An 18173-nucleotide genomic window follows, 5' to 3' on the forward strand; every position below is an offset into this window, starting at 1 on the left:
GGCCCTGAAGGTTGCGGACGCAAAGGAAGCCAGAATGACCCCATTTCAACCCAAAGAACCGTATGATTGGGAAGCGCTGCTGGCGTTGATCAGGCGGGCATTTGCCGGGATGGAAGGGCGGATTGACCCGCCATCTTCATTGCACAAGGTCACACCGCAAGATCTGGCGACATATGCGGGTGAAGTATGGGTTATTGGCCAACCGCCGCGCGCCTGCATGGTGCTGACGCCCAAACCGCATGCGCTGAATCTGGGCCGATTGTCTGTAGATCCGGCCTATCGCCGCAAAGGCTATGCACATATGCTTATCACCCATGCCGAGGCGCGCGCACGCGCCCTTGGGCTGCCCGCGCTAGAACTGCAATCGCGCATCGAGCTGGTAGAAAACCACGCGATTTTCTTTGCGCTTGGTTTCAAGCAGGTGGGTGCGACGACGCACCCCGGTTTTGCCACGCCGACCTCGCTGGTATTCACCAAACAGGTCTGAAACCGCCTAGCCTTGGGCCTGCCGCGCCCGCCACAGCGTGAACAGCCCTGCCAGAACAACGACGCCTGCGCCAATAGCGACATGCAGTTCCAGCACCTCATGGAACACAGCTATTCCCAATGCCGAGGCAAAGACCAGTTGTAGATAGGCAAAAGGTTGAATGGCCGAGGCCTCGGCCACCTCATAGGCGCGGATCAGCATGAAATGGCCAACAACGCCGGTGATGGAAAGCAGCAGCATCCAGACCCAATCGGCGGCGACCATCGGTTGCCACTGTGTCGCCCCCAACAGCGTCGTGATAACCGCCCCTACCGTGCCAACCCAAAAGAACGAAACGATGGCGGTGTCTTTGCGACCGACATAGCGGGTCAGCAGGCCGTAGGTGGCAAATATCAGCGCCCCCGCAATTGGCAGCAGGGCATCGGGGGAAAACACCGCAAAACCGGGCTGCAAGATTATCAGCACGCCGACAAATCCGATGCCAATCGCCGCCCAGCGCCGCCAGCCCACAAACTCGCCCAAGATCGGGCCGGACAGGGCCGCGATCAAAAGCGGGTAACAGGCAAAAATCGCATGATTGCCGACAAGCCCGATTTTCACAAAACCCAGCACCAGAACGTTGATTTGCACCGCCAGCAATGCCCCCCGCAAGGGTTGCAGGAACGGGTGCCGCGTTGCCCCCGCCGCCCGCAGGCTGCCCGCCTTGCGCCGCGCCAACCAGATGGCAAAGGCAGCAAAGAACCAATAGCGGATCATCACCACCATCAGCACATTATACTCGCCCGCCAGATGCCGCGAAATCCCGTCTTGCATCGCAAAAACAAAGGTTACGCCAACCATCAGCAGAATGCCAAGACGGGTGTTTTGCGCCTTCATCTTTGGCCCACCCGCAGGCCTTTGCCTTGGTTGACCTGACGGCTGCGGATTACTGTAAACAGCCCTGCAAGGATAACGATACCGCCACCAATTACGATGTTCATCCGCAGGGCCTCATCAAACACCGTGATCGCGATGATGGTGATGAAAACGATCTGTAAATAGGCAAAGGGCTGCAAGGCACTAGCCTCGGCCATTGAATAACTGCGGATCAAAAGAAAATGGCCGAAAAGCGCAAGAAAGGAATAGACCGCCAGAATGAACAGATCAAACAGCGGCATTGCGGTCAGGTATGGCAAGCCGATTGCTGTCATCAATACGCAACCGATGATGCCTGACCAAAAGAAGGAAATAAACGCAGGCTCGTCACGCGTGGTCAGCCGTGTCATCAGGCTGTAGAGCGCAAAAAGCAAGGCACCGAGCAGGGGCAAAAAGCTGTCGATGGAAAACACGCCGCCATCGGGTTGCAGCAGCACGGCCACGCCCACCATGCCGATCACAATCGCCGTCCAGCGCCGCCAGCCGACTTTTTCACCCAGTATCGGCATGGCAAGCCCTGCCACCAGCAAAGGGCTAACCGCAAATATCGCATGGGTGTTGATCAGGCCGATCCGCGTATAGGCATAGACCATTACGCAGATCTCGGCGATCAGAATGACCGAGCGGACCAGTTGTAGCCACGGGTGGCGCGTGCGCACAGCGGCGCGCAATCCGCCGGGTTTCATCAGCGCCTGCACGGTCACGAAAATAGCGAAAAACCAATAGCGCACCATGATGACCATAAACACGCTGTAACCGGCGGCCAAATAGCGGGCAAAGCCATCTTGCACCGCGAAAATAAACACGGTGACGATCATCAGCAAAATGCCAAGCCGGGTGTTTTGGTCTGTCATGTTGGCATCTTTCCTGTCGCCATATGGCGTTTGTGGCCATGGCCTTTGCGCCGCTCTACGGTAAATCCGGCGGCTTGCAAGCCTCGGCGTACGAAACCCGCTGCCGTATAAGTCGCAAAGCTGCCGCCCTTGGCCGTGTGGCGGGCAACTTCGGCCATCAAATCCTCGTTCCACAGCTCGGGGTTTTTGGCGGGCGAGAACCCGTCCAGAAACCACGCATCGGCGCGGTGTTGCCAAGCGGGCAGTGTGTCGCGGGCATCGCCGATAATCACCTCAACTGCGATGGGGCCAAGCTGAAATTTTCGCGCGCCTGTGGCCCATTGGGAAAGAAACGGGGCTGCCACTGCTTCTGCCTCGGGGAATGCCTCCAGCGCGCGGGCGATATCGGGGGCGGCCATCGGATATGCCTCAAACGAGGTGAACCGGATCGGCGTATCGCCCACCGCCAACAGGGTCGCGAGCAAGTTCAATCCGGTGCCAAAGCCCAGCTCGGCAATGTGAAAGCCGGGGCGCAGGCGGGCGGGCAGGTCATTGCCTGCCAAGAACACATGGCGCGTTTCATCCAACCCGTTGGCAAGGCTGAAATAGGGGTCGTCGAACTGCGTCGAGATCGGCAAAGCGCCGTCGCGCCATTCCAGTTGCGGCAGGGTTTCGGGGTTACTCTGGTCGGGCACGGGGAAATCGCCTATGGGATTGCTTTGGGGCGACAATGGGCAAAGGGGCGCGGAATGGCAACGCCAGATCTGACAGTGCACGGTGCGGGAATTTTTGGCCTGTCGATTGCCTGGGCCGCCTTGTTACGTGGTGCACGGGTGCGGGTGGTCGAGGTGTCGCATCCGGGGGCTGGCTCTTCCGGCGGGATCGTGGGGGCGCTGGCGCCGCATGTGCCGGAAAATTGGAACAGCAAAAAGGCGTTTCAACTGGACTGTTTGCTGGGTGCCGAAAGCTGGTGGCGCGAAGTGCACGAAACCGGCGGCCTTGACCCGCTATATGCCCGCACAGGCCGCCTGCAACCCGTGATGGACGAGGGCGGTCTGGCGTTGGCCCTTGCGCGGGCCGAGACGGCGAAAGAGCTGTGGCAAGGCCGCGCCGAATGGCAGGTCATCGCTGCAACGGGCGCGGAATGGGAGCCGCACAGCCCCACCGGATGGCTGATCCATGATACGCTGACGGCACGTTTGCACCCAAGGGCTGCGGGGGCGGCACTGCTGGCGGCGATAAAGGCAAAAGGCGGCGAGCTGGTTATTGGCGCTGCCGAGACCGTCGGCCCGCAGGTTTGGGCGACGGGCTATGCAGGCTTGCTCGACCTGTCGCAGGGCCGCGCCCGCGCCGTTGGCGGCGGGGTAAAGGGCCAAGCCGCCAGTTTCCGCTTTGACGCCGCAAGCTTGCCCCAAGTTTTCACGGATGGCCTGCATATCATCGGGCATGGTGATGGCACCGTCGCCATCGGGTCAACTTCCGAGCGCGAATGGACGGATGCCACCAGCACCGATGCTCAGCTGGATACGCTGATCGCCAAGGCCCGCGCGGCCCTGCCCTGCCTTACAGATGCGCCGGTGATTGAACGCTGGGCCGGAATTCGCCCGCGCAGCCGCAGCCGTGCCCCGATGCTGGGCGCATGGCCCGACCGGCCCGGCCATTTCATCGCCAATGGCGGATTCAAGATCGGGTTTGGCATGGCCAGCGGTGTGGCGGCCTGCATGGTCGACCTGGTGCTAGAGGGGCGCGACACCATGCCTGCGGAATTCCGCGTCGAGAGAAGCCTTTGACCCCTTGAACCCCACGCCGCATCAGCGCAATGTTTGTGCAAATTGCGGATTTGGGGGTAAAAAATGCGGCACGGTGGGCAGATTTTGGTGGATCAACTGGTGGCCCAAGGTGTCACCCGCGTGTTTTCGGTTCCGGGGGAAAGCTTTCTCGCTGCGCTGGACGGGTTGCGTGACAGCGGGATTTCCAACGTCGTTTGTCGGCAAGAAGGCGGCGCGGCGATGATGGCCGAGGCGCAGGGCAAGATGACAGGCAAACCCGGCGTGTTGTTCGTGACCCGCGGGCCAGGGGCCACGAACGCGTCGGCGGGTATTCACATCGCCAAGCAAGACAGCACGCCGATGGTGGTTTTCGTAGGCCAGATTGCCCGCGCCCACCGCGACCGCGAGGCGTTTCAGGAAATGGATTACCGCGCGGTGTTTGGCACTATGGCGAAATGGGCTGCCGAGGTGGACCAGATCGAACGCTTGCCCGAGTATATCAGCCGCGCGTTTCATGTGGCCTGTTCGGGGCGGCCCGGCCCAGTAGTGTTGGCCCTGCCCGAAGATATGCTGTCCAGCCATGCCGAGGTGGCCGATCTGCCCGCCCCTGCGCCGCAGCCCCTTGCGGTAAGTGACGCGCAGATTGCTGCCATTACAGCAGCCCTACAAACCGCCCAGCGGCCTTTGGTGATCGCTGGTGGGCCGGGTTGGTCACAGGCCACGGCCGATGCTTTGGCCCGCTTTGCCGAGGGTTGGAACCTGCCCGTGGCCGTGACCTTCCGCCGCCAGGATCGCATGAACAACGATCATCCGCATTTTGCCGGTGATCTGGGTGTGGGCATGAACCCCAAGCTGGGGCAACGATTGGCACAGGCCGATCTGTTATTGGTGCTGGGCGCGCGGCTGGGCGATATCGCCACCAACGGCTATGAGATTTTGGACCCGACCCGCCCCGGCCCGCGCATTCTGCACATCCACGCCGACCCGGATGAGCTGGGCCGTGTGTTTCATCCGGCATTGGCGATTGCGGCGCCGACGGCCGATGTCGTGGCGGCGCTGGCGGGCACCTCGGGGGATGGTGGTTGGGCCGAATGGACCACGCAGGCGCGGGCCGAGTATGAGGCATGGCAACAGCCGACCGAAACACCCGGCGCGGTAAAACTGGAACAAGTAATCGCATGGCTGGCGGGCAACTTGCGCCATGACAGCATTATCACCAATGGCGCGGGCAATTATGCGGCCTTTTTGCACCGCTACTACCGGTTTCAGCGGTTCGGGACCCAGCTTGCACCAACTTCAGGGTCTATGGGCTATGGCTTTCCCGCGTCCGTGGCGGCGTCACTGCAACATCCTGACAGAACCGTGGTTTGCATGGCAGGCGACGGCTGCTTTCAGATGACTTGCAACGAGATGTCAACAGCTGTGCAGCATGGCGCAAAGCCGATTGTGATTGTGGCCAATAATGGCCGCTATGGCACCATTCGGATGCACCAAGAGCGGCACTTTCCCGGCCGCACCTCTGGTACCGATCTTGCCAACCCCGACTTTGCGGCACTGGCACGCGCCTATGGCGGGCATGGCGAAACGGTGACCGATCAGGCCGAATTTGCAGCCGCTTTCGGGCGCGCCCAAGCCAGCGGCACGGTTGCAGTGATCGAGTTGAAGCTGGATCCCGACATGCTGACAACCGGCCAAACGCTAAGCCAAATACGCGCAGCCAGCCAGAAATCCTGACGCGGGGCGCTTTGATTACACTGTGTAAAGTCAGCGCACCGCGACTGGTTTCAATGACCGCTTAGCTCTGCGCTGACATTCACCACACCCACAGCCCCGCGCAGTTTTGCACGGTAAATTACCAGCGATTCCACCACCCGCATCACATAGGTGCGGGTTTCATTGAACGGGATGGTTTCAACCCAATCCACCACATCCACGCCGGGCTGCCTTGGGTCGCCAAACTCGGTCACCCAGCGGCGCGGACGCCCCGGCCCCGCGTTATAGCCCGAGGCGACAAGGGCGACGGCGGGACCGAATTCATCAACCAGTTGCGCCAGATAGGCCGCGCCAAGCCCAACGTTATAGGCCGGATCGGTGGTCAGCTGCGACAGCGCATAGGGCTTGCCGGTCTTTTCGGCCATCAGCTTGGCAGTGCCCGGCATCACCTGCATCAGGCCACGCGCCCCCGCAGGGCTGACAACGCCCACGTTAAATTCGCTTTCCCGCCGCGCGATCGACAGCGCCAGAGCGCGACTGACGGCAAGGTTATCTGGCACCATGCCAACAACGGGAAAATAGGCGCGCGGCAAAATAACACCCCGCGACGCCGCCTGTTTGCCGACCAGCACGGCGATATGCGGCTGCCCGCTTTGCAAGGCGAAATCAGCCAGTTGATCCAGCTCTTTTGGCCCCAAACCTTCGGCCAGATGCAACACAAACCGCTTGGCCAGATCAAGATCGCCTGCCGCAAGCAAAAGCTGAGCAGCCTGCAAAACCGACGATTTCGCGAAACCGGCTTGCCGCCAATCGCTTGGCTTGGCATTGGCCAAAAGCGACGCGTCCAACGGCAGCCCCAGCTTTTCGGCGCTTAACAGGCCGTAATAGGCCGTTTGGTGCTTGGCCCCTGCCTGAAACGCCAAACGCGCGGCGGCGGCATTGCCCAATGCCTCTTCGGCACGGCCTTCCCAATAATGGGCGCGACTAAGGCTGATCGGGGTGCTAACACCCTGTTTCAAGTGCTGGAAATGGTTGCGGGCAGTCATCGGATCGTTCAACTTGCGCAGCGCGATGAAGCCGGCCAGAAACTCCAACTCGGCATAGTCGCCGCCTTCGGTCAGGCGGTGAGAGGCGGCTATGCGGTAAGCCTCGTTCATCCGCCCCGCCTCGATCAGATCACGGACAAGGCGGATACGCCGGTCGGCCCATGCATCCGGTCGGCCCAGCGATGCCTCGGAAATAGAGCGTTCCAAAATAAGGGCGGCTGCGCCATCGGTGAGCCCTTTGCGCGACCGCCAGACAAACCTGTCATAGGCCAGCCCGGCATTCCCGGATTCTGCGGCAGGTACGGCAGCAATCAGACCATCAACCCCGTCAGCCATATCGCGCAGCGCGATGCGGGCCTTGGCCAAGGCTTGCCACCCCTGAGACACCAAGGGCAGCATTTGCCGCGCCTCGGCCGTGCGCCCTTCCCAAAGCAACATGTCCATGCGCTTGGTATGTGCCGATTGCAGCGCTTGCGGTTGCAGGGCCAGCATTTCGGCCTGCGCGCCTGCGTCAAATTTCAACTTCACCCAAGCACGCCGCGCCTCGACGCCCGCGCCATCCTTGTTGCCTTTGGCCAGAAAGGCCTTGACCAATGCAATAGACCCCTCGGCCGTAGAGGGTTTATCCTTGGCGAAATAGGCGATCACCCGGTCGGGCGTGCTGGACCGCGCCACAGCCACTTCGCCCTTTTGGTGCAGCCAAGGCAAGCCCGGCCAATCGCGGCGGCGGGCCAGAAAATCCTCATACTCGCCCAGCAGGCCATCACCTGCGCGCAGACGTTGCCATTCTATGACATCATGCGCCACGCCAGCGGGCGCCAAGGCCAGCGCCTTACTCCAATCACGGGCATCGGCAGCAGATAGCGCATTGCGCAAATCATCTGTTGCATCGGCGCGGGCGTATGTGGCTAGCCCCCCTGATAAAATTAACAAAACCCCGCAAAGACGGGCAAAGGACGACAGGTTATGGGCATGTGATATTTTCATGCCGCCAATTTGCCATTGTGGCCCGCAAGGCGCAACTCACATCGCTGCGTGCAGGCCATTTCGTGCCACGCTTGGCAAGGGCCGCACATAGCGCTAGGAAGACGCACACACCAACGGGGCGATTCAAAAAAGGCCGCCCATTTCATAAGAGGAGAAGCGTACCATGTTCAAAGGGTCAATGCCTGCCCTGGTCACGCCGTTCAAGAACGGCCAAGTTGACTTGGTTACGCTGAAGAAACTTGTGGAATGGCATATTGCCGAGGGTAGTCACGGGCTGGTTCCGGTTGGCACAACAGGCGAAAGCCCGACCCTGACACATGCCGAGCATGGCCAAGTGATTGAAGAGGTGGTGAAAGCCGCCGCCGGCCGCATTCCGGTAATCGCAGGCGCGGGCTCGAATAACACCGCCGAAGGGATCGGCCTTATTCAGCACGCCGAGCGCGTTGGCGCATCGGCTGCGCTGGTGGTGACGCCTTATTACAACAAGCCGACGCAGGCTGGTTTGATTGCGCATTTCACCGCGCTGCATGATTGCTGCAGCTTGCCGATTATCATCTACAACATCCCCGGCCGTTCTGTCGTGGATATGTCGCCTGCCACAATGGGCGAGCTGGCAAAGCTGCCGCGCATTGTCGGCGTCAAGGATGCAACGGGTGACTTGTCGCGCGTGCCAAAGCAGCGCATCACCTGCGGCAAGGATTTCATCCAGCTTTCGGGCGAGGATGCCACAGCTTTGGGCTTTAACGCGCATGGCGGCGTGGGCTGCATTTCGGTCACGGCCAATGTGGCCCCGCGTCTTTGTGCCGAGTTCCAAGAGGCAACGCTGGCAGGCGATTACAGGAAGGCACTAGACCTGCAAGACCGCCTGATGCCGCTGCACGAAGCCATCTTTATCGAGCCGGGCCTTGTGGGTGCAAAATACGGCATGTCTTTGCTGGGCCGTTGCTCGGAAGAGGTGCGGTTGCCGCTGACCGGTCTGACCGATGGCACCAAAGCGAAAATCCAAGCTGCTATGCGCCACGCTGGCCTGCTGAACTGATGCGGGCAACCGCGTGATTTTGACACGTAACTTTGACCGGCGCACCACAAGGTGCCGCCGGTCTTTTTAATGAACCAAGGCAGGCCCGACCATGAACGACAATCAACGCGGCGGCCTGTTTATGATTGCCGCAATGGCGGGCTTTGCCATTGAGGATATGTTTCTGAAAACCGCCGCACAGCAGGTGCCGGTAGGGCAGATCTTGATGATTTTTGGCACGGGTGGCGCAATTGGCTTTGCCATTCTGGCCAAACGCCAAGGTGCGCGGCTGTTGAACTCGGAAATCCTTAGCCGCGCCATCCTGATGCGCGCGATGTTCGAGGTGATGGGGCGGCTGTTTTTTACCCTTGCGCTGGCGCTGACGCCGCTGTCTTCCGTTTCGGCGATTTTGCAGGCCACGCCTTTGGTGGTTGTGGCGGGTGCGGCGCTGTTTTTTGGGGAAAAGGTGGGGTGGCGGCGCTGGTCGGCGATTACAGCGGGCTTTGTCGGCGTGCTGGTCGTGTTGCGGCCGGGGATGGACGGGTTCACCCCGCTTTCGGTGCTGGCAGTACTGGGGATGCTGGGCTTTGCGGGGCGCGACCTTGCCACGCGGGCCGCCGCTAAAACCCTGTCAAACCTGACGCTTGGCGTCTATGGCTTTGCGGTTCTGGTGCCAACGGGTGCCGCTTTGCTGGCGTGGACTGGGGGCGCGGTGGTGCCGGATGCGCGGTCCGGTTTTGCACTGGCGGCTGGTACTTTGGTCGGCATTGCAGCCTATTTCGCGCTTACCGTGGCCATGCGCACAGGCGAGGTGTCGCTGGTCACGCCGTTCCGCTATACCCGCCTGCTCTTCGCGCTTATCCTGAGCGTGCTGGTCTTTGCCGAGCGGCCCGATGCGGCAACCTTGCTGGGCAGCGCAATCATCGTCGGGTCGGGCATTTACACCCTGCTGCGCGGGCGCAAGGCGCGTTGATCAAGGGCTTGCGCGACGCCTGCGCCTAATGCACTCTGGCAGCTATGGATGCAGTTGATTTGAAAACGATTACCCAAGCCAACCGCGCCGCCTGGGATGCCTCGGCGCAGGCGCACGCGCAGGGCGATGACTGGGCAAAGTTGCTGACAGGCTTTGCCGAAGGTGGGTTTTCAACTTTTGACGATTGTATATCCAAAACTTTGCAAACGATTGACCTTGCTGGAAAAACATCAGTTCAAATTGGCTGCAACAACGGACGAGAGCTGCTGTCGCTGGCGCAGTTCGGCGCAATCCCCGCGCTTGGGATTGACCAATCTGCAGGTTTCTTGGCCCAAGCCTGCCAACTGGCAAAAGTAGCAAACAGCGATTGCACCTTTCTATGCGCCGATATTTACGACCTGCCCGAAACCACACCGCGCAACCACGACTTTGCGTTGATCACCATTGGCGTGCTGAACTGGATGCCCGATTTGGCACAGTTCTTTCGTATTGTGGCGGTGCTGTTGGCACCACACGGTCGCCTGCTGATCTATGAAACACACCCGGTTTTGGATATGTACGATCCGGACGCACCAAACCCATATCTACCCGAGCGGTCGTATTTTCAAACCGCGCCGTAGGTGTTTGAAGATGTGATAACCTATGACGGGTCAGACGCGGGCAAAGGCGCGCGGTCCTATTGGTTCGCTCATCCTTTGGGGGCGATAGTCACCGCTATTGCAGCCGCCGGCCTGCGCATTGAAAGCCTAACTGAACACCCTCACTCCAACCGCGAGATTGAATTTGACAAATACCAAAACCAACCGGCACAACTGCCGCTCTCCTATACTCTGATCGCCAAATGCGGTTAATCCTGCCGCTTGCGGGCGTTCATCTGGCCCAGCCGCACATGGCGCAGTGCCTCGACCAGCAGCGCCGTTAGCAGACCAAAGTTCAGCAAGCCATTGGCCGCCGCCATGCCTGACAGCAAGCGCCAATCGCGCGGCAGCAGCACGTCACCAAACCCCAGCGTGGTAAAGCTGACCAAGGAAAAATAAACAGACGCCTCTAACGTGACGAAAATGCCCAGAAGATAAAACGCCAGCGCCCAAATCCACACGCCCGCCGTGATGATCCCCAGCACCACGAACGACACCCCCAGCATCACCAGCAACAGCTTTGGCCGGTGCGGCTCGCGGATCAGCCAAAGGTGGCTGCGGGCAAAGCCCAATTCCATTGCCAAAATCCCCAAGCCTCCCACTGCCAGCGATAGCATCATCAACCCTGTGCCAATGGCTATCTGAAGAAACATGGTTTTCCTTTATGCATTCCGGCGTGCCGCCATCTGGACAGTTGTGCTTACAATCCCTATTTGGAGAGGACCATGGTAAAACACAGTGATCCAAATTCCAAATTGATTGCAGAAAACCGCCGCGCGCGGTTTGATTTCGCTATTGAGGACGACATTGAGGCCGGCATCATGTTGCTCGGGTCTGAGGTCAAGTCGTTGCGTCAGGGTGGCTCTAACATCGCAGAAAGCTATGCGAGCGTTGAGGATGGCGGTTTGTGGCTGATCAACGGCTATATTGCCCCCTATTTGCAGGCCAAGACCTGGGGCCACGAAGAGCGCCGTAAGCGCAAGTTGCTGGTATCCAAGAAAGAACTGGCGCGGCTGTGGAATGCGACCGCGCGTGAAGGCATGACAATTGTACCGCTGAAAATGTATTTCAACGAACGCGGCATGGTAAAGCTAAAGATCGGCATCGCCAAAGGTAAGAAAAACGCCGACAAGCGCGAAACCTCGGCCAAGCGCGATTGGGACAGGCAGAAATCCCGCCTGCTGAAACAAAACCAGTACTGACCCCGTGGCCCTCCGGGTCGGTTTCTGGGTATTTGGCGGCTCTGGCCTTGCCTCAGGCAACTTATCCGATATACCCGAGGCATTGCCGCCCCGGTTATTGCTGCAAGGAGCCAAACATGACCCCCGCCCCGCAAGACGACCCAAGAACGCTTGTATCCACCGATTGGCTGGCCCAACACATCAAAGACCCGGATCTGCGGATCATTGATGCATCTTGGCATATGCCCGCCACGGGCCGCGATGCAAAGGCCGAATATGCCAGCGCCCACATTCCCGGCGCACGGTTCTTTGATATTGATGAAATCTCCGATCATCGGTCAGACCTGCCGCATATGGCCCCGCCGGTGGAAAAGTTCATCAGCCGGATGCGCGCGATGGGTATTGGCGACGGGCATCAGGTGGTGATCTATGATTGCACGGGCCTGTTTTCGGCGGCGCGTGTTTGGTGGACATTTCGTTTGATGGGCAAGATGGATGTGGCCGTACTGGACGGTGGTTTGCCAAAATGGCAGGCCGAGGGCCGCGAGATTGAAGACATGCCTCCGGTTGTGCGCGACCGTCACATCACCGTGCAGCGCCAGTCGGGCCTTGTGAAAGATGTGACCCAGGTGGCGTCAGCATCGAAACTGGCCGAAACCGAAATCATCGACGCCCGCGCCGCCGCCCGTTTCAAAGGCGAGGCCGCAGAGCCCCGAGCGGGTCTGCGGTCTGGACGCATTCCAAATTCCAAGAACGTCCCTTTTGGCAATTTGCTGAACGCGGACGGCACGATGAAAGCGCCCGATGCGCTGAAAACCGCGTTTGAGGCCGCAGGCGTAGACCTTTCCAAACCTGCGATAACCACCTGCGGGTCGGGTGTGACGGCGGCGATCCTTAGCCTTGGCCTTGAACGGATCGGTCACCAAAATCACGCGCTCTATGATGGCTCTTGGGCAGAATGGGGCATGTTTGATGACCTGCCAATCGCCAAAGGCTAGTCCGCCAACCAGTTGAAAGTAAACCAAATGCTGAACGCCCTGAACGCCCAACCGCAAGACAAAATCTTGCAACTGATCCAGATGTACAAAGACGACCCGCGCGATACCAAGATCGATCTTGGCGTTGGAGTCTATAAGGATGCGACCGGCCTGACGCCGGTGATGCGGGCCGTAAAATCGGCGGAAAAGCAGCTTTGGGAAACCGAGAAAACCAAAACCTATACTGGTCTTGCGGGTGAGCCTGCCTATGCCGAGGCGATGCAGACCCTGTTGCTGGATAGCGTGGTGCCTGCCGATCGTTTGTCGGCCGTGGCCACACCCGGTGGCACGGGTGCCATTCGTCAGGCGCTGGAACTAATCAAGCTCGCCAGCCCCGATGCCTCCGTTTGGCTTTCCAACCCCACATGGCCAAACCACCCGTCGATCATCAAATACCTTGGCATGAACATGGCCGAGTACCGCTATTTCGACGCGGAAAGCCGTGGTGTCGATTTTGATGGCATGATGGCCGATTTGGCGCAGGTTAAGGCGGGTGATGTGGTGCTGCTGCATGCCTGTTGCCACAACCCGACCGGCGCAAACCTGACCCTGCCGCAATGGGCCGCTGTGGCCGATTTGCTGGAAAAAACCGGCGCTATCCCGTTTATCGACATCGCCTACCAAGGTTTTGGCGACGGGTTGGAAGAAGACGCTGCCGGCATGCGCTTGCTGGCAAGCCGCCTGCCCGAATTGCTGATCGCGGCGTCCTGCTCAAAGAACTTCGGCATCTACCGTGAACGGACCGGCATTCTGATCGCCATTTCACCAAAGGCTGATATGCGGGCCGTGGTGCAGGGTAACCTTGCGTTCCTGAACCGTCAGAATTTCAGCTTTCCACCCGATCACGGTGCCCGCCTTGTCACGATGATTTTGAATGATCCCGCCCTGCGCGCCGATTGGCAGACCGAGCTGGAAGAGGTGCGCCAGAACATGCTGACGCTGCGCGAGAGCCTTGCCACCGAGCTGCGTCGCCTGTCAGGATCAGACCGCTTCGGTTTCCTTGCCCAGCATCGCGGCATGTTTTCGCGCCTTGGTGCCACGCCCGAGCAGGTTGAAACCCTGCGCCGCGATCACGGGATTTACATGGTCGGTGACAGCCGCATGAACATTGCCGGTCTGAACGCCCGCACCGTGCCGATCCTGGCCAAAGCCATCATCGACGCGGGGATATAAGCCATGTTTGACGCGGTGATCTTTGACCTCGACGGCACGCTGCTGGATACCGAAGCGCTGACGCAAACGGCCATCATTGCAGCCTTTGCCGAGGTCGGGATAGCCGTTGACCCTGCGTTCTTGCACACCCTTATCGGGCGCGATGATGTCACGGGCGCAGGCATTATCCGCGCCAAATATCCCGATCTGGAATTTGACAGCTTTGCCCAAATCTGGAAGCGCTCGGTGCTGGACCATTACGCCCCAGGCATCCCGCTAAAGCCCGGCACGCATGAATTGCTGGGGGCGATTGACCAGCCTCTTGCGCTTGCCACATCCTCGACGCGTGTGCAGCTGGAATTCAAGATGTCCGTCACTGACATCGCCCCATATTTCTGCCACCTCATCAGCTTTGATGATGTGAAGCAGGCAAAACCCGCACCAGACCCGTTCTTGCTGGCGGCCAGTTTGCTGGGCGTAGACCCCGCACGCTGTTTGGCGTTTGAAGACAGCGAGGCAGGCGCCGAATCTGCCCATCGCGCGGGAATGACCGTCGTGCAAGTGCCCGACATTAACCCCGCCTCGGGCCGCTTTGCCCATCTGGTCGCACCCGATCTGCTGACCGGCGCACGCGAGATCGGGCTTTTGCCCAAGTGATCTTGCGAATCTCGTTTTGCTTGCCTATATAGGTCTTGAGAGGTTGGCGCGGGCGAGTGCCTCGCCAACCTGGTCAGGTCCGGAAGGAAGCAGCCACAACGAGCCCCACTTGGGTCGATGTCCAGCCTCTCACCCTACTACCCCCCAACCTGTTGAAAATGCAAATACCCCCTAGCTTGCTGGGGCTTTTGCTGCAAAAGGTTCATAAAGACCGGATTGAAAAACATTCGCCGCCTCAAATGAATGTGGATAGTTCGTGCCACCGTACCGAAAGAGCTATAGCCAATCATCGGGCAGCATGAGCTAGTCGAACAGGACGTGCCTTTTGGCAACCATCACGCAGACGATCGGCGCTCGGTATCCGTAGTCATTGTTTTGCAAATTTGGGTGATCTGCAAAATTGATTTGGGCAAGGCAGATCGCATGTGCGTTGAAAAGGTCGGGTCGATGGTTCCCATTGCGATACCTTAGGAAACCACCGACATTAAGCCTTCGCCAAGTTCAGACGTCGATGACCACCTTGCCGATAGCTTTCCCGCTTGTCAGGCGATCATAGGCCGCGCCAACGCTGTTAAGATCGAAACGCTGCTCATCCAGAAGTGGCTTCATCGCCCCGGCGTCCACGATTTCTGCAAGCTGCGCCAAGATAGCGCCGTGTTCTTCACGCTTGTGATTGTGCAGCATTGGCAGCAACATGAAAACGATATGCAGTGACAAGCCTTTGAAATGCGCTGGCGACAGATCGATTTCCAACAATCCAACCGTCGAGGCTATGCTGCCATTCAGTGCTGCAGCCTCAAAAGAGCTTGTCATATTGGCACCGCCGACAGTATCAAAAATAACATCAAACCCGGCACCATCGGTGTATTTCGCAACGTAGTCGGCGATTTTTTCGGCGGCAAAGTCAATCGGAGTGGCGCCGTATCCCAGGATCACCTCGAGCTGTTTAGCACCGGTTCCGGTGCCATAAACGTCTGCGCCAAAATGCTTGGCCAATTGCACGGCCAAATGCCCTACGCCACCAGCACCTCCTTGCACAAGAACCTTTTGGTCCGCTGCGATGCCTGCGCGTTGCAGCCCCTCATAGGCAGTGATGCCGACCAGCGGGATGGCCGCCGCTTCGCGCATTGAGATCGACTTTGGTTTGTGGGCGATCAGCTTGGCGTCAGCTAGCATAAATTCCGCCAATGCCCCCTGCAGATCGGCCAAACCGCCCGCGCAGCCGTAAACTTCGTCGCCAACTGCAAAGCCAGTCACATTTTCGCCAACTGCATCCACAATACCGGCGAAATCCATACCCAGAATTGCGGGCAGTGCGGGTGAAAGCGGCAGGTCAGCCCCCATCGCGCGGATCATCGTATCAACTGTGTTTACGCTGCTTGCAACAACACGAACAACGACATGGCCGGGCGTGGCGACAGGCTTTGGAAGGTCGGCAGCTTCGAATTTGGCATTTTCGCCGTAGGCTGTGATGGTCGTGGCTTTCATTTGGTAATTCCTATTTTGTCTGATGAGCCACCACCTAAACTATTTAGCGAAGGAATAAATTGACGTAAAAATAGGTTCAGTATTCTGGTTTTGACTATAATCAAGACTCGGGATAACCGGATAAGTATTGGCGACCGCCGCGCTGAAACAATCAGTCACCGCCAAGCAATAGTTGCATCAAACCGCCCCAAACGAAGGCAGCTTGCCCCCCGCTGTTACCTTGCTGATCTTCCTTGTTGCTGAGTGAACAACTCAGCCGCAGCGTTCATTCACAAGTCACGCAGCCACCTAGCTGCAGTTGCGGGAGGAACCCGATAGTGCTTGGTGACCGGCCATCACAATCCCCGCCCAATGATTTCGTTCTGCAACAAAAGTCATCGTAGCGCAGTATTACGGGCGCGGCAGGATTGATCGCTTTTGCCCTGTCTGACCCCACCGGAAGGGCAGGTCTCCCCGCCCTTCCAGAAATCTGCGTTTCTGCGCCTTAGAACGGTGCAAATCCGTCGCTCTTTGCAGTTGGAACGGACCAACGTTGCTGCGGATCGACCTTAGCCTGCGCGCCGCCGAGCCGCGGCAATTGCCCTTGGTCCCCATAAAGCCAAAGAACCAGGTTTGAGCGGGACCCTTTCGTGATCGGCATGGATTCATGCGCCACACTGCCGTGGTGGATCAATGCTGTGCCCGGGGCGAATGTCAGCTCGCTCACCTGTCGGGTTTTCTGGTCAAAGAACCGCACGCCTGAACCGGAAAAGTCTTCGCCCGGAAGGTTCAGGTTGATGTTCAATGTCACCGAAGACGCGTCCGTATGCGCACGCAGAGACGTGTCGGCATCAGCTTGCCACTGGATCGAAAACCCGAAAGTCTGCGTGTCATGGCCAACAACGTCAGGAAACAAGAGCCGCGAAATCGGGCGCATATAGGAAGCCATAAGGCCGCGGTAGAACGACTGGAAGTTCGGGGCCGCAAGATGGCCTTCGGAGCGTTCATCCAGCATCGCGCCACCACGGTTCAATGATATCCCGTAAGGCGGGCGCAGCGGGATTTGCGCATCGGCGACGTTTTCAAGATAGTCTCGCAGGATGTTCAGGCGTTCTGGATCAAAAAACTGGGCCTTATAGACGCCGGGAAACACTTCCTCCCAAAGGTCTTTGACCGCAGCTTCTGTGGTCGGGTCGGCCCAAGCCTGTTCGACCGCCGCACGCAATTCAGGGGCGTAAAGGCTGCTGTCCAGAGCAGAGGTCAGACCCTTGGAATCTTCCCATTCTTTCCAGGCCTCAGTGAAAAGGTTTTTGTTCTGGTCCCAGAATTTCTGCACCGAAAATGAACGTGCCAGCATTTCTTCGCGCGTCGGGCGGGCTATGGCACGGGCGCGGTCGAGTGCATTTGTTTGCATGATATGGTTCCTGTCAGTGCTGCACGTACGCAGGGCCACGTGCAGGTGTTGTTGGGGTTAACTAAGCTTGGCCACGGCGTCTTTGATGCCTTGCATCACGTCAGCCACGTGTTTTGTATCCGTGGCGGCAGGGTGCGGTTGCGCGAAACGCCTGTTGTCATTGTCAAAATACTTGCCCGTAGCATTGACAAAAGACGCGCCCAACGCAGCTTCGCACAGAATACCGGCACCAATTGCCAGATCATTGCCAGCGACACCAAAGCCCTCTTTGACCATTTTAGAAGCCAGAAGCGAGCCGGGGTTCACAGCCACAACGAGCGGGCCGTCCACCAACTCCTTTGCCATTTCGCGCGTCCAGATCGTGATGGCCAACTTGCTTTGGGCATAGGCGCTCATATCATCAAGCTTCTTGCGTCCGCCCATCGCTGCCAGATCAATCGGCGCTTGGGCCGCAGACGACAGATTCACGATACGCCCGTCCTTTGCAATGCTAGGTAACAGCGCGCGGGTTAGCGCGTATGGCGCAAAGGTGTTGACCATAAAACGAAGGTCGTAGCCCTCAGCTGTGACGGGTCGAGGTGCCCTGAGAACGCCAGCATTGTTGATGACGATATCAAGCCGGCTGTGATGTTTAAGAATATCAGCCGCCAGCGCCTGCACGTCGGCCATGCGGGACAGATCGGCAGAATAGGTCTCGGTCTTGCCGCCGACCTTATTTGCCGCTGCTGCAAGCTTCTCTGCGCTGCGACCATGCAGAAAGATTGTGTGCCCTTCGGCAGCCAGCGCCTGTGCGGTCACCAGGCCGATACCATCAGTTGCACCCGTGATAAGAATTGTTTTTGTCATTTGATTTCTTTCGCTTTGTTCATCCAGACAGAAGGTTTCT

19 protein-coding genes and 1 other RNA gene are annotated in these 18173 nt (G+C 58.8%); 12 read left to right on the forward strand and 8 right to left on the reverse strand.

Going from position 1 to position 18173, the window contains the following annotated elements:
• Nucleotides 1-34: 34 nt before the first annotated feature.
• A complete protein-coding gene (locus AKU79_RS14055; protein WP_050524256.1) occupies nucleotides 35-487 on the forward strand; it encodes a GNAT family N-acetyltransferase in 453 nt (150 codons plus the stop codon).
• 6 nt (nucleotides 488-493) lie between these two features.
• Here the strand turns inward: AKU79_RS14055 and AKU79_RS14060 are convergent, their stop codons facing one another.
• The 3 genes from AKU79_RS14060 to mnmD are packed head-to-tail and all read right to left on the reverse strand — an operon-like array spanning nucleotide 494 to nucleotide 2930.
• Complete coding sequence (locus tag AKU79_RS14060; RefSeq protein ID WP_050524212.1) at nucleotides 494-1363, reverse strand: DMT family transporter; 870 nt, start codon at nucleotides 1361-1363, stop codon at nucleotides 494-496.
• The gene (locus tag AKU79_RS14065) at nucleotides 1360-2256 is read right to left on the reverse strand and encodes a DMT family transporter (protein ID WP_050524213.1); all 897 of its coding nucleotides are present in this window, start codon (nucleotides 2254-2256) and stop codon (nucleotides 1360-1362) included. Before AKU79_RS14065 ends, AKU79_RS14060 begins: the two co-directional genes overlap by 4 nt.
• On the reverse strand, nucleotides 2253-2930 hold the full coding sequence (gene mnmD, locus AKU79_RS14070; protein WP_231580192.1) for a tRNA (5-methylaminomethyl-2-thiouridine)(34)-methyltransferase MnmD: 678 nt from the start codon (nucleotides 2928-2930) through the stop codon (nucleotides 2253-2255). The genes AKU79_RS14065 and mnmD overlap by 4 nt, the downstream gene beginning before the upstream one ends.
• Nucleotides 2931-2984: 54 nt before the next feature.
• Between mnmD and AKU79_RS14075 the strand changes: the two genes are divergently transcribed.
• Nucleotides 2985-4025 carry an NAD(P)/FAD-dependent oxidoreductase gene (locus AKU79_RS14075; RefSeq protein WP_050524214.1) on the forward strand — a complete coding sequence of 347 codons (1041 nt, stop codon included), beginning with the start codon at nucleotides 2985-2987 and terminating at the stop codon, nucleotides 4023-4025.
• A gap of 63 nt (nucleotides 4026-4088) precedes the next feature.
• Nucleotides 4089-5738 (forward strand): thiamine pyrophosphate-binding protein, encoded by a 1650-nt coding sequence (locus AKU79_RS14080; RefSeq protein WP_050524215.1) that lies wholly within the window; start codon nucleotides 4089-4091, stop codon nucleotides 5736-5738.
• A 50-nt stretch (nucleotides 5739-5788) separates the two neighbouring features.
• Here the strand turns inward: AKU79_RS14080 and AKU79_RS14085 are convergent, their stop codons facing one another.
• A complete protein-coding gene (locus AKU79_RS14085) occupies nucleotides 5789-7750 on the reverse strand; it encodes a lytic transglycosylase domain-containing protein (RefSeq protein WP_050524216.1) in 1962 nt (653 codons plus the stop codon).
• A 163-nt stretch (nucleotides 7751-7913) separates the two neighbouring features.
• Between AKU79_RS14085 and dapA the strand changes: the two genes are divergently transcribed.
• From dapA to AKU79_RS19785, 4 genes are all read left to right on the forward strand, one after another.
• Entirely contained in the window at nucleotides 7914-8789 is an 876-nt protein-coding gene (dapA, locus tag AKU79_RS14090) for a 4-hydroxy-tetrahydrodipicolinate synthase (RefSeq protein ID WP_050524217.1), read from the forward strand.
• Between the two features lie 91 nt (nucleotides 8790-8880).
• Complete coding sequence (locus tag AKU79_RS14095; RefSeq protein ID WP_050524218.1) at nucleotides 8881-9741, forward strand: DMT family transporter; 861 nt, start codon at nucleotides 8881-8883, stop codon at nucleotides 9739-9741.
• A 44-nt stretch (nucleotides 9742-9785) separates the two neighbouring features.
• Nucleotides 9786-10361: a class I SAM-dependent methyltransferase gene (locus tag AKU79_RS14100; RefSeq protein WP_231580193.1), complete on the forward strand. Its 576-nt coding sequence runs from the start codon at nucleotides 9786-9788 to the stop codon at nucleotides 10359-10361.
• Nucleotides 10362-10592: a hypothetical protein gene (locus AKU79_RS19785; RefSeq protein WP_231580194.1), complete on the forward strand. Its 231-nt coding sequence runs from the start codon at nucleotides 10362-10364 to the stop codon at nucleotides 10590-10592.
• Here AKU79_RS19785 and AKU79_RS14105 read toward each other — a convergent pair.
• Entirely contained in the window at nucleotides 10589-11032 is a 444-nt protein-coding gene (locus tag AKU79_RS14105) for an ion channel (protein ID WP_050524219.1), read from the reverse strand. The genes AKU79_RS19785 and AKU79_RS14105 overlap by 4 nt on opposite strands.
• A 72-nt stretch (nucleotides 11033-11104) precedes the next feature.
• Here AKU79_RS14105 and smpB point away from each other — a divergent pair, with 72 nt between their 5' ends.
• From smpB to ffs, 5 genes are all read left to right on the forward strand, one after another.
• On the forward strand, nucleotides 11105-11581 hold the full coding sequence (smpB, locus tag AKU79_RS14110; protein WP_050524220.1) for an SsrA-binding protein SmpB: 477 nt from the start codon (nucleotides 11105-11107) through the stop codon (nucleotides 11579-11581).
• Between the two features lie 116 nt (nucleotides 11582-11697).
• A complete protein-coding gene (gene sseA, locus AKU79_RS14115) occupies nucleotides 11698-12558 on the forward strand; it encodes a 3-mercaptopyruvate sulfurtransferase (protein WP_050524221.1) in 861 nt (286 codons plus the stop codon).
• Nucleotides 12559-12585: 27 nt separating this feature from the next.
• Nucleotides 12586-13770, forward strand: coding sequence for an amino acid aminotransferase (locus AKU79_RS14120; RefSeq protein WP_050524222.1), 1185 nt, complete (start codon nucleotides 12586-12588; stop codon nucleotides 13768-13770).
• 3 nt (nucleotides 13771-13773) lie between these two features.
• Nucleotides 13774-14406, forward strand: coding sequence for an HAD family hydrolase (locus AKU79_RS14125; protein ID WP_050524223.1), 633 nt, complete (start codon nucleotides 13774-13776; stop codon nucleotides 14404-14406).
• Between the two features lie 36 nt (nucleotides 14407-14442).
• An RNA gene (gene ffs, locus AKU79_RS19020) (signal recognition particle sRNA small type) lies at nucleotides 14443-14541 on the forward strand.
• Between the two features lie 366 nt (nucleotides 14542-14907).
• On the opposite strand, the gene AKU79_RS14130 is transcribed toward ffs, so the two are convergent.
• The 3 genes from AKU79_RS14130 to AKU79_RS14140 all read right to left on the reverse strand — a co-directional run bounded on the left by AKU79_RS14130 (nucleotide 14908) and on the right by AKU79_RS14140 (nucleotide 18133).
• Nucleotides 14908-15894 (reverse strand): zinc-dependent alcohol dehydrogenase family protein, encoded by a 987-nt coding sequence (locus tag AKU79_RS14130; protein ID WP_050524224.1) that lies wholly within the window; start codon nucleotides 15892-15894, stop codon nucleotides 14908-14910.
• 484 nt (nucleotides 15895-16378) lie between these two features.
• Nucleotides 16379-17287, reverse strand: coding sequence for a 2OG-Fe(II) oxygenase family protein (locus AKU79_RS14135; RefSeq protein ID WP_050524225.1), 909 nt, complete (start codon nucleotides 17285-17287; stop codon nucleotides 16379-16381).
• Between the two features lie 57 nt (nucleotides 17288-17344).
• Complete coding sequence (locus AKU79_RS14140; protein ID WP_050524226.1) at nucleotides 17345-18133, reverse strand: SDR family NAD(P)-dependent oxidoreductase; 789 nt, start codon at nucleotides 18131-18133, stop codon at nucleotides 17345-17347.
• Nucleotides 18134-18173: the final 40 nt, after the last annotated feature.

It is taken from the genome of Pseudorhodobacter wandonensis, from assembly GCF_001202035.1.
GTDB lineage: Bacteria > Pseudomonadota > Alphaproteobacteria > Rhodobacterales > Rhodobacteraceae > Pseudorhodobacter > Pseudorhodobacter wandonensis.

Excerpts from the sequence above, each read along its gene's own strand:
- AKU79_RS14055 (WP_050524256.1), top strand. The coding sequence starts at position 35 with ATGACCCCATTTCAACCCAAAGAACCGTATGATTGGGAAGCGCTGCTG.
- AKU79_RS14060 (WP_050524212.1), bottom strand. The coding sequence starts at position 1,363 with ATGAAGGCGCAAAACACCCGTCTTGGCATTCTGCTGATGGTTGGCGTA.
- AKU79_RS14065 (WP_050524213.1), bottom strand. The coding sequence starts at position 2,256 with ATGACAGACCAAAACACCCGGCTTGGCATTTTGCTGATGATCGTCACC.
- AKU79_RS14075 (WP_050524214.1), top strand. The coding sequence starts at position 2,985 with ATGGCAACGCCAGATCTGACAGTGCACGGTGCGGGAATTTTTGGCCTG.
- AKU79_RS14080 (WP_050524215.1), top strand. The coding sequence starts at position 4,089 with ATGCGGCACGGTGGGCAGATTTTGGTGGATCAACTGGTGGCCCAAGGT.
- AKU79_RS14085 (WP_050524216.1), bottom strand. The coding sequence starts at position 7,750 with ATGAAAATATCACATGCCCATAACCTGTCGTCCTTTGCCCGTCTTTGC.
- dapA (WP_050524217.1), top strand. The coding sequence starts at position 7,914 with ATGTTCAAAGGGTCAATGCCTGCCCTGGTCACGCCGTTCAAGAACGGC.
- AKU79_RS14095 (WP_050524218.1), top strand. The coding sequence starts at position 8,881 with ATGAACGACAATCAACGCGGCGGCCTGTTTATGATTGCCGCAATGGCG.
- AKU79_RS14100 (WP_231580193.1), top strand. The coding sequence starts at position 9,786 with ATGGATGCAGTTGATTTGAAAACGATTACCCAAGCCAACCGCGCCGCC.
- AKU79_RS14105 (WP_050524219.1), bottom strand. The coding sequence starts at position 11,032 with ATGTTTCTTCAGATAGCCATTGGCACAGGGTTGATGATGCTATCGCTG.
- smpB (WP_050524220.1), top strand. The coding sequence starts at position 11,105 with ATGGTAAAACACAGTGATCCAAATTCCAAATTGATTGCAGAAAACCGC.
- sseA (WP_050524221.1), top strand. The coding sequence starts at position 11,698 with ATGACCCCCGCCCCGCAAGACGACCCAAGAACGCTTGTATCCACCGAT.
- AKU79_RS14120 (WP_050524222.1), top strand. The coding sequence starts at position 12,586 with ATGCTGAACGCCCTGAACGCCCAACCGCAAGACAAAATCTTGCAACTG.
- AKU79_RS14125 (WP_050524223.1), top strand. The coding sequence starts at position 13,774 with ATGTTTGACGCGGTGATCTTTGACCTCGACGGCACGCTGCTGGATACC.
- AKU79_RS14130 (WP_050524224.1), bottom strand. The coding sequence starts at position 15,894 with ATGAAAGCCACGACCATCACAGCCTACGGCGAAAATGCCAAATTCGAA.
- AKU79_RS14135 (WP_050524225.1), bottom strand. The coding sequence starts at position 17,287 with ATGCAAACAAATGCACTCGACCGCGCCCGTGCCATAGCCCGCCCGACG.
- AKU79_RS14140 (WP_050524226.1), bottom strand. The coding sequence starts at position 18,133 with ATGACAAAAACAATTCTTATCACGGGTGCAACTGATGGTATCGGCCTG.